The sequence below is a fragment of the Microbulbifer sp. ABF4_107 genome (assembly GCF_056312215.1).
This window is the reverse complement of the sequence record NZ_CM149983.1, coordinates 3403335-3420199: the sequence shown is the minus strand read 5'-3', so window position 1 is coordinate 3420199 and position 16865 is coordinate 3403335. Positions and strand designations below refer to the sequence as shown.

3 protein-coding genes and 2 tRNA genes are annotated in these 16865 nt (G+C 57.3%); 3 read left to right on the top strand and 2 right to left on the bottom strand.

What is annotated here, in order from left to right; genetic code table 11:
- The first annotated feature begins 480 nt into the window (after positions 1-480).
- Positions 481-10104 (top strand): beta strand repeat-containing protein, encoded by a 9624-nt coding sequence (locus ACYX4K_RS13945; RefSeq protein ID WP_475093967.1) that lies wholly within the window; start codon positions 481-483, stop codon positions 10102-10104.
- 134 nt (positions 10105-10238) lie between these two features.
- Here the strand turns inward: ACYX4K_RS13945 and ACYX4K_RS13940 are convergent.
- Positions 10239-10325 (bottom strand) — tRNA-Leu (locus tag ACYX4K_RS13940).
- Positions 10326-10575: 250 nt separating this feature from the next.
- On the opposite strand from ACYX4K_RS13940, the gene ppc reads away from it, so the two are divergent.
- Positions 10576-13233, top strand: coding sequence for a phosphoenolpyruvate carboxylase (ppc, locus tag ACYX4K_RS13935; protein ID WP_475091526.1), 2658 nt, complete (start codon positions 10576-10578; stop codon positions 13231-13233).
- 257 nt (positions 13234-13490) lie between these two features.
- On the opposite strand, the gene ACYX4K_RS13930 is transcribed toward ppc, so the two are convergent.
- Positions 13491-13577: transfer RNA gene (locus ACYX4K_RS13930), tRNA-Leu, on the bottom strand.
- 363 nt (positions 13578-13940) lie between these two features.
- On the opposite strand from ACYX4K_RS13930, the gene rnr reads away from it, so the two are divergent.
- Entirely contained in the window at positions 13941-16865 is a 2925-nt protein-coding gene (gene rnr / locus ACYX4K_RS13925; protein WP_475091528.1) for a ribonuclease R, read from the top strand.

The following is a 16865-nucleotide window of genomic DNA, read 5'->3' as shown; positions in this document are numbered from 1 at the left end:
GAGATTGAGAACCGTGGCGGGCATCACGGTTTTAATTTGAGCGGAGTTGAAAGTATAACCGATGTCAAGATTGACGAAAGTGAGCCCAATGTTTTTGTTGCGAATAACGTAAATAGTGAGGGCGTACCTGCCGAAATTGCTCGTATAACTGGCGCTGATCGGATTGAGATAGTTGGCGCAACATTAAATGGTACCGATGGAAATGATGAATTTTCCTTGACGGAAAATGGTGTAAGATTTTCTGGTGTGGAGTTTGTTGATTTCGACTCAGTATCTGGCGGAGAATCTTTTGATGGCGATGGGATTCCAAATGACCGAGATGTCGTAATATTACCAAGCTCTACTGACCTCTCAGTATCTACGTCCAATACCGTTACTTTTTCTGAAATTACATTCAGCGATATAGAAGTAATTGACACGAATGGAGGGAATCTCTTAGGTGGAGATGCCAATGAGAAATTCAGTGTCAGTGGTTCTGATGTGTCCGTCGATCTCCTTGATGCCGATGGTCAGGTCACAGATAGCGGCTCGTTTAGCTACACCGGACTTGGTCAAGTGCTCGGTAATGGTGGGGCCAATTCTATTGCTGCAGGTGCAGTCACACTGACTGGTGTGGAAGGTCAGGTTTCTGCAGGCGGCTTACTTTTTTCCGATCTCACTAGTGTCGCAAGCTCAAGTGTTACTGGTGCCAATGGGGTAGATGAGACCTTTGAGGTATTCACCGAAGATAATGCGCTTTACGAGACTGTGTCCAAGCTGACATTTAGTGGCGTAGATACGGTTGCGGGGGGAGAGCAGGCTAGTGACCGGGACGTTGTGATGTCCCCCTCCGCCACCGACCTCTCAGTGGTTTTTGATGAAACAGTTAGTTTTTCAAATATTATTTTTAGTGATGTAGAGGTGATTGACACGAATGGCGGGGATCTCTTAGGTGGAGGTGCCAATGAGAAATTCAGTGTCAGTGGTTCTGATGTGTCCGTCGATCTCCTTGATACCGATGGTCAGGTCACAGATAGCAGCTCGTTTAGCTACACCGGACTTGGTCAAGTGCTCGGTAATGGTGGGGCCAATTCTATTGCTGCAGGTGCAGTCACACTGACTGGTGTGGAAGGTCAGGTTTCTGCAGGCGGCTTACTTTTTTCCGATCTCACTAGTGTCGCAAGCTCAAGTGTTACTGGTGCCAATGGGGTAGATGAGACCTTTGAGGTGCAATCCCAAAATAAGGCCGTTTACGAAACTGTGTCCAAGCTGACATTTAGTGGCGTAGATACGGTTGCGGGGGGAGAGCAGGCTAGTGACCGGGACGTTGTGATGTCCCCCTCCGCCACCGACCTCTCAGTGGTTTTTGATGAAACAGTTAGTTTTTCAAATATTATTTTTAGTGATGTAGAGGTGATTGACACGAATGGCGGGGATCTCTTAGGTGGAGGTGCCAATGAGAAATTCAGTGTCAGTGGTTCTGATGTGTCCGTCGATCTCCTTGATACCGATGGTCAGGTCACAGATAGCAGCTCGTTTAGCTACACCGGACTTGGTCAAGTGCTCGGTAATGGTGGGGCCAATTCTATTGCTGCAGGTGCAGTCACACTGACTGGTGTGGAAGGTCAGGTTTCTGCAGGCGGCTTACTTTTTTCCGATCTCACTAGTGTCGCAAGCTCAAGTGTTACTGGTGCCAATGGGGTAGATGAGACCTTTGAGGTATTCACCGAAGATAATGCGCTTTACGAGACTGTGTCCAAGCTGACATTTAGTGGCGTAGATACGGTTGCGGGGGGAGAGCAGGCTAGTGACCGGGACGTTGTGATGTCCCCCTCCGCCACCGACCTCTCAGTGGTTTTTGATGAAACAGTTAGTTTTTCAAATATTATTTTTAGTGATGTAGAGGTGATTGACACGAATGGCGGGGATCTCTTAGGTGGAGGTGCCAATGAGAAATTCAGTGTCAGTGGTTCTGATGTGTCCGTCGATCTCCTTGATACCGATGGTCAGGTCACAGATAGCAGCTCGTTTAGCTACACCGGACTTGGTCAAGTGCTCGGTAATGGTGGGGCCAATTCTATTGCTGCAGGTGCAGTCACACTGACTGGTGTGGAAGGTCAGGTTTCTGCAGGCGGCTTACTTTTTTCCGATCTCACTAGTGTCGCAAGCTCAAGTGTTACTGGTGCCAATGGGGTAGATGAGACCTTTGAGGTGCAATCCCAAAATAAGGCCGTTTACGAAACTGTGTCCAAGCTGACATTTAGTGGCGTAGATACGGTTGCGGGGGGAGAGCAGGCTGGTGACCGGGACGTTGTGATGTCCCCCTCCGCCACCGACCTCTCAGTGGTTTTTGATGAAACAGTTAGTTTTTCAAATATTATTTTTAGTGATGTAGAGGTGATTGACACGAATGGCGGGGATCTCTTAGGTGGAGGTGCCAATGAGAAATTCAGTGTCAGTGGTTCTGATGTGTCCGTCGATCTCCTTGATACCGATGGTCAGGTCACAGATAGCAGCTCGTTTAGCTACACCGGACTTGGTCAAGTGCTCGGTAATGGTGGGGCCAATTCTATTGCTGCAGGTGCAGTCACACTGACTGGTGTGGAAGGTCAGGTTTCTGCAGGCGGCTTACTTTTTTCCGATCTCACTAGTGTCGCAAGCTCAAGTGTTACTGGTGCCAATGGGGTAGATGAGACCTTTGAGGTGCAATCCCAAAATAAGGCCGTTTACGAAACTGTGTCCAAGCTGACATTTAGTGGCGTAGATACGGTTGCGGGGGGAGAGCAGGCTGGTGACCGGGACGTTGTGATGTCCCCCTCCGCTACCGACCTCTCAGTGGTTTTTGATGAGACAGTTAGTTTTTCAAATATTATTTTTAGTGATGTAGAGGTGATTGACACGAATGGAGGAAATCTTTTAGGTGGGGTCTCCAATGAAAGATTTAGTGTCACCGGTTCCGAAGTGTCCGTCGATCTCCTTGATGCCGATGGCGAGATTGAAAAGAGTAGCGTTTTTAAATATGTGGGAATGGAATCTGTTCTAGGTGGAGCAAGTGGCGGTGATGTTGTTCGGGCTCCCGATGGCGAAGAGCTCACTATACCTCAGTCTAGCGTGATTACATTTGCTGGCATTGATTTTGATGAAGTGGAAGCTATTGAAGCAAGTAATGCGGGCCTGACAGGAACTGCTGGTGCTGATGTTTTTACTGTTCTCGAGGGCGGTAGAGTTTTGGTAGACGGATCAGCTTTTGAATTCGGAAACCTAACAGGAATCATCGGCAACGGCGGTACCGACACCCTCAATACCAGCGCCGTATCCCTGACGGGCAATTTGAACGAAGTCACTGCCCACGGGATTACCGCAACCGGAATCAAAAACGTTGCCAGTGCCAATGTCACCGGCAGTACCGGCAGCGATGCCTTTCTCGTTACCGGCACAAACACTCTCAGTGTTTTGGAGATGTTGTTTAGTGATGTTGATCGGGTAACCGCAGGTGCTACCAGCAACAGTGCCACTGGCGCCGCTGCTGCTGCCTGGTCACTGCAGGGTTCCGATACCGTTGCCAACAGCGGTATTGATTTCGTTGGCTTCTCGTCACTTGCCGCTAACGGTGCCGGTCTGCAGGGCACAGCGACCGGCAGCGACACCTTCACGGTGAGTGGTGCAGACAATGTCACCGTAACGGACTACACCGCGACCTTTAGTGGCCTGAATGGTATCGCCGGCAACGGCGGTACCGACACCCTCAATGCCGGCACCGTATCCCTTACTGGAACCTCGAACGAAGTCACTGCCCACGGGATTACCGCAACCGGAATCAAAAACGTTGCCAGTGACAATGTCACCGGCAGTACCGGCAGCGATGCCTTCCTTGTTACCGGAACGAACACCCTCAGTGTTTTGGAGATGCTGTTTAGTGATGTTGATCAGGTAACCGCCGGTGCCGTCAGCAACGGTGCCACCGGTGCGTCCGGTGCTGCCTGGTCACTGCAGGGTTCCGATACCGTTGCCAACAGCGGTATTGATTTTGTCGGCTTCTCGTCGCTTGCCGCCAACGGTGCCGGACTTAAGGGCACAGCGACTGGCAGCGACACCTTCACGGTAAATGGCGCAGACAATGTCACCGTAACGGACTACACCGCGGCCTTTAGTGGCCTGAATGGCATCGCCGGCAACGGCGGTACCGATACGCTTAATGCCGGTACCGTATCCCTTACTGGAACCTCGAACGAAGTCACTGCCCACGGGATTACCGCAACCGGAATCAAAAACGTTGCCAGTGACAATGTCACCGGCAGTACCGGCAGCGATGCCTTCCTTGTTACCGGAACGAACACCCTCAGTGTTTTGGAGATGCTGTTTAGTGATGTTGATCAGGTAACCGCCGGTGCCGTCAGCAACGGTGCCACCGGTGCGTCCGGTGCTGCCTGGTCACTGCAGGGTTCCGATACCGTTGCCAACAGCGGTATTGATTTTGTCGGCTTCTCATCACTTGCCGCCAACGGTGCCGGACTCCAGGGCACAGCGACCGGCAGTGACACCTTTACGGTGAGCGGTGCAGACAATGTCACTGTTACGGACTACTCCGCGACTTTCAGTGGCCTGAATGGCATCGCCGGCAGCGGCGGTACCGATACGCTCAATGCCGGTACCGTATCCCTGACGGGCACATCGAATGAAGTCAGGGCGTACGGAATTACCGCAACCGCCATCAAAAATGTTGTCAGTGACAATGTCACCGGTAGTACGGGCAGCGATGCCTTCCTGGTTACCGGTACTAACACCCTCAGTGTTTTGGAAATTCTGTTCAGTGATGTTGATCAGGTAACCGCAGGTGCAACCAGCAACAGTGCTACTGGCGCCGCTGCTGCCGCTTGGTCACTGCAGGGTTTCGATACCGTTGCCAATAGCGGTATTGATTTCGTCGGCTTCTCATCACTTGCCGCCAACGGCGCCGGTCTGCAGGGCACGGCGTCCGGCAGTGACACCTTTACGGTGAGTGGTGCGGACAATGTCACTGTTACGGACTACTCCGCGACCTTCAGTGGTCTGAATGGCATCACCGGCAATGGCGGTACCGATACGCTCAATGCCGGCACCGTTTCCCTGACAGGCACATCGAATGTAGTCACTACGCATGGGATTACCGCAACCGGCATCAAAAATGTTGCCAGTGCCAATGTCACTGGCAGTACCGGCAGCGATGCCTTCCTGGTTACCGGTACTAACACCCTCAGCGTTTTGGAAATGCTGTTCAGTGATGTTGATCAGGTAACAGCCGGTGCGATCAGCAACAGTGCCACTGGCGCTTCCGGTGCCGCCTGGTCACTGCAGGGTACCGATACTGTTGCCAACAGCGGTATTGATTTTGTCGGCTTCTCGTCGCTTGCCGCCAACGGTGCCGGACTTAAGGGCACAGCGACTGGCAGCGACACCTTCACGGTAAATGGCGCAGACAATGTCACCGTCACGGACTACTCCGCGACCTTTAAAAGCCTGAATGGCATCGCCGGAAGCGGCGGTACCGATACCCTCAATGCCGGCAGCGTATCCCTGACAGGTAATTCGAATGAAGTTACGGCCCACGGGATTACCGCAACCGGAATCAAGAACGTTGCCAGTTCCAATGTCACCGGCAGTGCTGGCAGCGATGCCTTCCTTGTTACCGGTGCCAACAGTCTCAGCGTTCTGGACATGCTGTTCACCAGTGTGGGGTCAGTTACCGCTGGCGGCGTGGGCAATAGCGCAGCGGGCGCTTCCGGTGTTAACTGGTTGCTGCGGGATACGGATACGGCGCGCAATAGCGAGATAGACTTTAACGGCTTCTCCAGCCTTGTCGCAAGCAACGCCGCCCTCACCGGCACCGCGAATGATGAAACCTTTACCTTGAGCGGCAGTGCTTCAGCCATCGCGGTTGGTTATGAAGGCATGACGTTCACCGGCCTGACCGGCGTCAACGCCGGCGAATCCGAAACCGGCAGAACCACATCTACCTCCGGTAATCACCTGTTCACCACCGGCTATACCGGCACGCTCGAACTTACGGGTACCGACAAACAAATCGGTCTCAGCGATACCTTTACCTTTACCAATATCGATACCGCGGTGATTGCGGATCTCGACGGCACCAGTGGCGATGATACGTTTACGGTCACTGATAGCGGAGCTATCACCACTGCCGATATGGCGATTTCCGGGTTGTCGACCGTCGTCGGTGGTGAGGGGAAAGATATCCTGGATGCCGATGGCACCGCGCAGCTGCTGGATGAAACGGTTGACGGTGAGACGGTGAAGTATGCGCAAAACGCCGGCATCAAGTTTTACGATATCGATAAAATTCTAGCGGCGTTGCTCGAAGGTGACGACGGGGATAATCATCTCGCGTTTACCGCGGAAGGTGTGGTGACACTGGATGGAGTTGAGCTTGGTGGGTCCACCGATGTCGACGCAAAAGGCGGCACCGATACGGTTACCGGTTTCAGTGGGGATAACTGGCTGATCACGGGGGAGAGCAGTGCAGAAAACCACGGTGTTGCCTTCCAAAACGTAGAAATCCTCAAAACCGTTAACGCCAACCTTCTGGGGACCGCCGGTGCCGATAACTTTACATTGAACAGTGACGGCACTGTCTCCATCGGCGAGCTCACCGTGCACGATATGACGGAAGTACTCGGCAATGGCGGACTGGATTCCCTGACTGCCAGTGCCTTCTCCGATGGTCTCAGCCTCTCCAGTACCTCAGGCAAGCTGAGCGCAAACGATTTGCTGTTTTCCGGTATCCAGAGCGCAACCGTAGGCACCCTGACCGGCACCGATGGCGACGATCTGTTTGAGTGGGCCGACAACGATGTGCTGAGCGTAGGAAGCTTCACCTTTAATGCCGTAACCACACTTCACGGCGCCGGTGGTGCAGATACCTTTACCAGTGTCGGTAGTGATGGCTGGAAACTCGCTGCGGGGGCTGCATCGGTTACTCACGGCGGTCTGACACTCAATACCATTGAAACCTTCGGTGGCGGCTCCGGAATTGTTACCGGCAATGGTGCGGGTCACGATTTCACCGTGACCGGTAGCAACGCCTTCTCGGTAGCCTCCCTGAAATTTACCGATATCTCTCAGGTAAACGCAGGTGCGGGTAGTGATGATGTCACCACCGTAGGTCTAGTTACCCTGGCGGGTGCCTCGGGCGCGTTTGCCACTAGTGGCATCGACTTTACCGGTATCGATTCCGCAACTGCGTCCGCGCTGAATGGTTCAGCAGGCGCTGACATTTTCGTAATGTCTGGCAGCGGTGCGCTTTCCGTATTCGATATCGTATTTGACGGGCTGACCAGCGTGGCCGCCGCCGGCGGTGACGACCAGGTGACTTCCCGTGCTGGCGTGGACTATCAGCTGGCCGCGGATAACAGTGTCTCTCACGATGGTATTCAGTTTACCGGTGTTGAACTGTTCAACGGTAGTGGCGCCGCACTCAGTGTGAGCGGCCAGGAGACGGCGCAGATTGCCGCAAGCGGCAGCGTCGCATCTGGCGCAGCCACTTTTAATGGCCTCAGCAGCATGGCGCTGCAAGATGCGGCTATCGATCTGGTGGCTTTGGATGGCGTGACACTTTCCGGCAGCAACGCGGTCAGCAGTGGCGGCATTGCGGTTACCGGTGTTTCCACCGTTTCTCGCACCAATACATTTACCGGTGCGGCAGGAGACGATGTTCTCACCGCTCAGGGCAATAACACCCTGGTAGCTGGCGGCATCGTGTTCAGTGATGTGAACAGTGTGGCCGGTGGCGCAGGTAAGGATAGTGTGATTGGGCAGGCGAGCGGTGACTGGACACTGCAGGGCGCCGCGGGCTCTCTGGCGCATGCAGGTATGCAGTTTACTCAAGTGGAAAGCGCCAGTGCGGGCAGTGGGCATGTAGTGGGTAGTGCTGCGGCAACGGGCTTTCGTGTCGCCGGCAGCGGTGTAGTGGAAGCCGATGGTATTGCCTTCAGTGATGTACAGAGCGTGGCCGCAGGGAAGGGCAGCGATACTGTATCGACTACCGCCGGAGAGCGCTGGATTCTGGGGGCGCAAAGTGGCAGTGCATCCGTTGCCGACATCGCTTTTACCGGCATCGAGCAGGTGACCACCAATGCCGCGATTGTGGATGGCTCGCAAAATACCATTGCCGAGAGCTACACCCTGAGTGCCGATAGTAGTGTGTTGTCGGTACTGGATATCCTGTTTGATAACGTGGCTGAAGTCTTCTCTGGCGAGGAGGGCGGCAACCAGGTGGCCAGTGCTGCAGAGAGCTGGCAGCTTGGCACTGAGGGTACGGTGTCCGCCAATGGCGTTGTGTTCCATGATATGGATCAGGTGCTGGCGGAAAATGCCGGTTTGATTGGCAGCAGTGCCAATGAGCAGTTTGTGCTTGCCGGTAGTGAGGGCGAGTTGAGCGCCCAGGGTATCGCGTTTACCGGTATCCGCTCCGTCGTTGGCAACGGTGGCGCCGACCAGATTATCGGAACCGATGGCAATGAAACCTTTGAGCTGGCTGCCAGTGGCGATATCCGTGTTGCCGCCATCGACTTTAGCGGTGTGGCTTCAGTGGATGCCCGCGATGGCGACGACCGTGTCAGCGGTGGCAATGGCCAGTGGACTTCCGCAACGGAGAATTCTGCGTTGGTCGATGGCAGTGCGGTGGCCCAGCTGGAAAGCATCTCGGTGCTGTTTGAAAACCTGGAGCGGGTGGCGGATACCGGCGCTTACAGCGGTCCGAACCTTGCCGCCGACTATCTCCTCTCCGGCCCGTCTGAATTGACCATTGGTGGTGTACAGTTTGGCGCTGTGCAGTCCATAGCAGCGGGCAGTGACGCCGATACTCTTTATGGTATGGATGCAGCCCTCTCCTGGGCCCTGGGCGACAGCGCGAGCACCGTGGGCGATGAGCAGTTCTCCGTATCCTTTACCGGTTTTGAAAATCTGGTGGCCGGTGCAGGGGCAGATACCTTCCATATGGATGGCGGTACTTTTGATTCGGTGGATACCGGGGCAGGTGCCGATATTGTTTATATGAGCGGTACTTTGCTGGACAGTTTGTTGCTGGGTGATGGCGACGACCTGGTGCAATTGCTCGCCGGTGCGCAGCCGACCGTGTTGTCGGCCGGTGCTGGCAGTGACCGCCTGGAAGTCTTCCTGGCCTCGCAAACCTGGGAAATTACCGGTGATTCCACCGCGCAGAACAAGGTGGGTAACTTTGGCTTCAGCGGTTTCGAGCAGCTGGCCGATACCACCGGTGGCCTTAACCTCGTGTCCAGTCAGCAACTCGACTTCACTACCGATGGCAGTGAGGCCGGAGTGAATTTCTCTGCGGCGGGCATGGCGCTGGAATACGATCCTGCCGGCGACCTTACGCTCACCAGTAGTAGTCGCGAAACCATTGGTGGTTCACTGAAAGCGCAAAATGCGGTGTTGAACCTGGCCGGTGATTTGGATATCGAGAGTGATTTGGATTCCCTGAGCCTGAGCTCTGGCGGTGCGGACGTTGATGTCTCCATCGTTGCCCAGGACGATCTGCATATCGACCAGATCAACGCCGGTCGTGGCAGCGTGTCCTTGGCCAGCGCCGGCTTCGGTCTGCTGACGGCGGAAACCTTCGGTGAAACCCATATCACCGCGGGCACCATCCAGCTGGGTTCTCAGCTGCAACGCTGGGGCAATATCGGTACCGAGATCAATCCGTTGCGGATGGATGCCAGCCAGTCGGTGGATATTGTGGCGCTCAGTTACTTCGAACCCGCCTTCGTCGGCCAGCAACCCACCTTCACCGCTACTGGTGATCAGCTTGAGTCCGTAGCTGGTGCTCAGACCGCGCAGGGCCTCAAATCCGCGATCCAGAACCCGGTGGATGATATCGCCCAGCTGGATCCGGGTATCTTCAGTGAGGTAACCCCGTACAGTCTGGGTATCGACGCCCTGAATCTCCCGGAGGTGCAGTTGCACGGCGGTGAGCTGCAGCCTTTGGGTGGCTCGGATGACGACGAAGAAGAGCAGGAAGAGAGCGCGAAGGTGGAAGATGATTCGGTTGAAGGCGCAGTGCTGGAAAGCGCCATGCTGGAACCGCTGCCCATGGTCGTTGGTGGCCGCTAAGTGAATTGGCCCGGGGCATCTTCTGGCGCCCCGGCTGATTTATCTGGCTTGTCCCGCCTATCTGGTTCCGGTGAGCTGCGCATCCTGCAAAACAAAAAGGCCGACTCGTGAGAGTCGGCCTTTTTGCGTAAAGATGGTGCCCAGGAGAAGACTTGAACTTCCACGACCGTAAGGCCACTAGCACCTGAAGCTAGCGCGTTTACCAATTCCGCCACCTGGGCAAGCAGCGCAGTGCGCTGTTGAGGTTGCGCACTATAGCCATTTCCTGCGGGGTGTCAATTGTCCTGTGTGACCGGTAAATCCGCATCGGGTATTCCTGCCTCGAATTCTGTTGGCGGCCACGGAGCAGGCTTGTTTTTCAGGGGTTGATTTTGTAGTTTTTTTACAAGAATTCGATAGCGGGCATCAAAATCGGGCCGGAAATATGTGAGAATGCATCCGATAAGTAATCCGGTAGGGGAGAATAAATCCGTGGATCAAGATCAGAATGCACCCTTGAGGGAAGATGTTCGCCTGTTGGGCGAGGAGCTTGGAAGCGTGTTGCGCGGCCAGGCCGGCGATGCATTATTCGATACTGTGGAGACCATTCGCCAGGTTGCGGTCGAGAGCCGCAGTCACGGCGAGATGCCTGTAGGTAAACTACGGGAGCTGCTGGATCCTCTGGATGACGAGACTCTGCTCGAAGTGGCGCGGGCCTTCAGCCAGTTCCTAAATCTGGCCAATATTGCCGACCTACGCCACCGCGAGCGCCTGCGCCGCCAGCACGAGCGCTTTCCTGGCGACCCGGATACCGACCGCGGTCTGCGCCAGGTGTTGGAAGAGCTGAAAAAGGCCAACGTGGACCCGGAGCAGATTCGCCAGGTGTTGTCCGACCTGTCCGTGGAGCTGGTGCTCACCGCCCACCCCACAGAAGTTACCCGCCGCACCCTGATCCGCAAATACGATCAGATGGCGGACCTGCTGACCGGTCTCGACCGCCCCGACTGCACCCCGGAAGAGGCCGAGCGCCTGCGCCGCCTGCTGCGTGAGCAGATTCTGTCCGCCTGGTGCACTGATGAAATCCGCCGCGAGCGCCCGACCCCGGTCGATGAGGCCAAGTGGGGTTTCGCCACCATCGAACAGTCCCTGTGGGAAGCGGTTCCCCAGGGCATGCGCGAGATTGAAAACGAGCTGGCTCTGGCTGGCCTGGAGCCGCTGCCGGCGGACTGGGTGCCGATCCGCTTTGCCTCCTGGATGGGTGGCGACCGCGATGGCAACCCCAATGTCACTGCCAAGGTGACCCGTCAGGTGCTGACCCTGGCCCGCTGGATGGCCGCCGACCTGTATCTGCGGGATGTGGAAAACCTGCTTGCCGATCTGTCCATGCACCGCGCCAGCGACGAACTGCTGGCCCGCACCGGAGATAGCCAGGAGCCCTACCGGCTGATTCTGCGCGAGGTGCGCGACCGTCTGCGCAACACCCGCGCGCTGATGGAGGCTCGCGTAAATGGGGCATCCGAGCCGCAGGGTGAGGTCTACACCACCAGCGGCGAGTTGTATCAGGAATTGAGCCTGATCGATCGCTCCCTGCGCGAAGTCGGTCTTGCCGCCATCGCCGATGGCCAGCTGAAAGACACCCTGCGCCGCCTCAACGGCTTCGGTATTACCCTGCTCAAACTGGACGTGCGCCAGGAGTCTACCCGTCACGCCATGGTGATCGACGCCATCACCCGCTTCCTGGATCTGGGCAGCTACGCCGAATGGGGTGAGAAGGTAAAGCAGAAATTCCTGCTGGCGGAGTTGGAAAGCCGCCGCCCGCTGATCAACGGCGCCTTCTATCGCAGCGAATTCTGTACCGACGAAGTGCGCGAAGTGCTGGATACCTGCAAGGTGATCGCCGAGCAGGGTCCGGAAGGTCTCGGCGCCTATGTCATTTCCATGGCCCGCACGTCTTCAGACGTACTAGCGGTCATGCTGCTGCAGAAAATTGCCGGTGTGCAGGACCCCATGCGCGTGGTGCCGCTGTTCGAGACCTTGGATGACCTGAACAACGCCTTCGACACCATGAGCGCGCTGCTGGAGATTCCTTTCTACCGCGAGCGGGTCAAGGGTGGCCAGGAAGTGATGATCGGTTACTCCGATTCCGCCAAGGACGCCGGCTTCCTGGGTGCGGCCTGGGCACAGTTCCGTGCTCAGGAAGCGCTGACTGGAATCTTTAAAGAGCACGGTATTCCGTTGACCCTGTTCCACGGTCGCGGCGGTTCCATTTCCCGCGGTGGCTCGCCCACCCGCATGGCGCTGATGTCCCAGCCGCCGGGATCCGTGGCCGGCCGCATCCGCGTGACCGAGCAGGGTGAGATGATCCGCTTCAAATACGGCCGCCCGTCCGTGGCCGCCTACAATCTGGAGCAGTACATCGCCGCCACCCTGGAGGCGACCCTGTTGCCACCGGCGGAGCCGCGTCCGGAGTGGCGCGCGGAAATGGATCGCCTGACCCAGGCCTCCGTGCGCGCCTACCGCGAAGTGGTGCGGGACGACCCGGCGCTGGTTTCCTACCTGCGCACCGTGACCCCGGAAACCGAGCTGAGCCGCCTGGCCCTCGGCAGCCGCCCCGCGCGCCGCAAGCCCGGCGGTGGTGTGGAAACCCTGCGCGCCATTCCGTGGGTATTCGCCTGGACCCAGATGCGCCTGATGCTTCCCGCCTGGCTGGGCACCGGCGCTGCATTGGAGACCGGCCTGGAAAATGCTCCCGACACTCTGCGCGCCATGAGTGAGCAGTGGCCTTTCTTCCAGACCGTGGTAGATATGCTGGAAATGGTATTGGCCAAATCCGATCCCCGCGTCGCCCTGTGGTACGAAGAGCGCCTCACCGACGATGCCGAGCTGCAGCGCCTGGGCGTTGAACTGCGCAGCCGTCTGGCCCGCACCGTCGCCGCGCTGAGCGAGCTGACCGGCCGCGAAAGCCTGCTGGATAACAACCCGGTGATGCGCTGGTCCATCCGCGTGCGCGATCCGTATACCGACCCGCTGCACCTGCTGCAGGCAGAACTGATGGCACGTCTGCGTACCCGCGAGGAAGACCCGGTGCTGGAAAGCGCTCTGATGGTAACGATTGCGGGTATCGCGGCGGGTATGCGGAATACTGGCTAAATTGCTGTCGCGACTTTCTATCGAGCTTTACTTTTTCGAACGTTATAAGGTTCGGCTGAAGGTGGCGACGGCTGGCAGGCCCTTGCAAGACCTTCACCGCCAGGGATGGCGGTGCAGAGCCCCCAAGGATGGGTTTACGGCGTGTCTTGCAAGGGCCTGCCAGCTGGCGGCACCGCCACAAGACTTGGTAAGAAGGTTTTCAGGTGCGAGAAAACAAAAAGGGGCCAACTCTTGCGAGTTGGCCCCTTTTTTAAAGATGGTGCCCAGGAGAAGACTTGAACTTCCACGACCGTAAGGCCACTAGCACCTGAAGCTAGCGCGTCTACCAATTCCGCCACCTGGGCAATTCAACGGTGTGCTCCGTTGAGGACGCGCACTATAGTGATTCCCCTCGGGGGTGTCAACGCTTTTTATGGCCTCTCTGTTGCCAAAATTTGTCAGCCAATCAACGGCTTGCGCGTCTTTTCCGCGCATTTCCTGGGTGGAAAGCACAAATCAACGCGGGAATTGGGCTTCAAATCGCTTATACTCGCGGCAATGTGCAACATTTCCAGTGGCCCACGCCACTTTTTGGCACTCGCCACTCCAATCGCCCGCCCCAGCTTTCCCCAACCCAAAGAGCTCGGGCCCGACCGTTGCACCCATTCACACCCCCTGCGCCGGATGAATCCCGGGGCTGCGCGGACCGCGCGGTCAATCGCAGAACAATGGAAGCAGTTTTGACGCAAGAAAAAGACAATCCCTCCGCAATGGAAAATGACCCTCACGCCCAGCGCGAGGCGGAGAAGTACGAAAAACCCGTTCCCAGCCGCGAGTTTCTGCTCGACGTGCTGGAGCAGCAGCCGGGCCCAGTGGCCTGGGAAGCAGTGGCGGACCTTCTGTCCATCGACGACGAAGACCGTCGCGAGGGCGTGCGCCGCCGCCTGATCGCCATGAGCCGCGACGGCCAGATTGCCAGCAATCGCGACGGCGATTTCGGCGTGCTCGACAAGATGAGCCTGGTGCGCGGGCGCGTGATCGGTCACCGCGATGGCTTCGGCTTTGTATCCCCCGGGGATGGCAGCGACGACCTGTTCCTGTCCCACCGCCAGATGCGCAAGGTCTTCGACGGCGACGAGGTGCTGGTGCGGGAAACCCCCGGCGGTTTCCGCGGCAAGCGCGAAGGCGCGGTGGTGCGGGTCATCAAGCACAATACCCAGCAACTGGCCGGGCGGATTTACCGCGAAGACGGCATTTGCTTTGTGCGCCCGGACAACCCCCGCCTGACCCTCGACGTGCTTGTGCCGGAAGGCAAGTGTGCTGACGCCCAGAGCGGCCAGTATGTAGTGGTGGATATCACCACCCAGCCCGGCCGCAACAACCTGCCCCAGGGCGAAGTGGCGGAAGTGCTCGGCGACCACCTGGCGCCGGGGATGGAAATCGACGTTGCCATTCGCAATTACGGTATCCCCCACACCTGGCCCGCGGCAGTGCTCGCGCAAGTCGACGGCATTGCCGACGAGGTGCTGGAAGAAGACAAGACCGCGCGTATTGACCTGCGCCAGCTGCCGCTGGTCACCATTGATGGGGAAGATGCGCGGGACTTTGACGATGCGGTGTACTGCGAGGTGCAGCCGGATGGCAACTGGAAGCTGTTGGTAGCCATCGCCGACGTATCCCACTACGTACAGGTCAACACACCCCTGGATGTGGAAGCGCACCAGCGCGGCAATTCCGTATATTTCCCGGATTTTGTTGTGCCCATGCTGCCGGAAAAACTCTCCAATGGCCTCTGCTCCCTGAACCCGGAAGTGGATCGCCTGTGCATGGTGTGCGAAATGCACATCGACCAGTCCGGCACCATCCAGAGCTACCAGTTCCTGGAAGGCGTGATGCGCAGCCACGCGCGCTTCACCTACACCCAGGTCGGTGAAATCGTTGCGGAGCGGGACGATCGCAACAGCGGCATCCGCAAACAGTTTGCCGCGCTGACTCCGCATATCGACAATCTGCACGATCTGTACACCGCCCTGCGCGGTGCCCGCGATCGCCGCGGCGCTATCGATTTTGAGACCACCGAAACCCGAATCATTTTTGACGCCACGCGCAAGATCGAGCGCATTGTGCCGGTGCAGCGCAACGACGCGCACAAGATGATCGAGGAGTGCATGCTCGCCGCCAACGTGTGTGCGGCGGAGCTGATGGAACTGGCAGAGCTTCCGGCCCTGTACCGGGTGCACGATGTTCCCAAGACCGAGCGTTTGGAAAACCTGCGCGAATACCTGGGAGAGCTGGGGCTGCGCCTCGAAGGCGGCAGCGAACCGCAGCCGAGTGATTACCAGGTGCTGCTTTCACAGGTGGATGGACGCCCGGATTTCCACATTATCCAGACCATGCTGCTGCGTTCGATGAACCAGGCGGTGTACCAGCCGGAAAACCGCGGTCACTTCGGCCTGGATTACCGCGCCTATGCACACTTCACCTCGCCGATTCGACGTTACCCGGACCTGTTGTTGCACCGCGGCCTGCGCTGGCTGATCCGCAATGGCAGTGCCAATCCGCCGGCGGTAGTGAAAAAGGTGCGCCAGGCACCTGGCGCCCACGCGCTGGAGCGGGAAGAAATCCTGCCCTACAGCACCGTCGCCATGGTGGAGCTGGGCGAACACTGCTCCATGACCGAGCGCCGCGCTGACGACGCCACCCGCGATGTAACGAGCTGGCTCAAGTGTGAATATCTGCAGGATCACGTGGGCGAGGTCTATCGCGGCGTGATCAGCGCGGTGACCGGCTTTGGCCTTTTTGTGGAGCTGGACGACCTCTACGTGGAAGGCCTGATTCACGTCACTGCCCTGCCCAAGGATTACTACCAGTTCGAACAGGCCCAGCAGCGTCTGGTCGGCGAGCGCAGCGGCACCCGCTTCCATCTCGGTGACGGTGTTACCGTACAAGTGGCGCGGGTCGATCTGGAAGAGCGCAAGGTGGATTTCTCCTTTGTGGAGTTGCACCCGCGCCCCAGTTACCAGACACCAAAGTACAGAAAGCCTAAAGCGGATAAGAAGGCCGACAAAAAGGCCGAAAAGAAATCCGCCGTCAAAGGCGACAGCAAGATTGAGAAGAAAGCAATGAGTGCCAGCAGTACCGAGCACAGCGCCCCCGCAACCAAGAAAGACAAGGTCGCGAAAAAATCCCGCGCCGGTGAGGAGTCGACCCAGGTCAGCGGTCGCGCCATGGAAATGGCGGTGGAATTCCAGCAGGAGCGCAAGCGCCGCGGCAAGTCCGATTTCAGTTCGGAAGAACAGAAGACCAATCCCTGGGGCGCCGGTCTGAAGAAAAAAGCCGCCGAAGGTGGAGCAGATGAGCCGCGCCCTATTCGCAAGCGCAAGGTCGGCAGCGATACCGCGGAAGTGGTTCCGCCGTCGGAAGAGATTGTGAGCGAAGCGGAAGGCGCAAACCCCATCACCGAAGAAGATGCGCCGAAAAAGCGCCGGCCAAAAAAGACCCCGCCGAGAAAAGGCGGCAAGCGCCCGGCAGTAGCTGCACGCAAGGCCGCGCAGAAGGCGGATAAAGCAGAAGCCAAAAACCGCGCGGCGAAAAAGGCGGCGAAGAAAAAGCTCAAGAAAAAACTGGCGAAAAAGCCCGGTGGGAAGAAATAA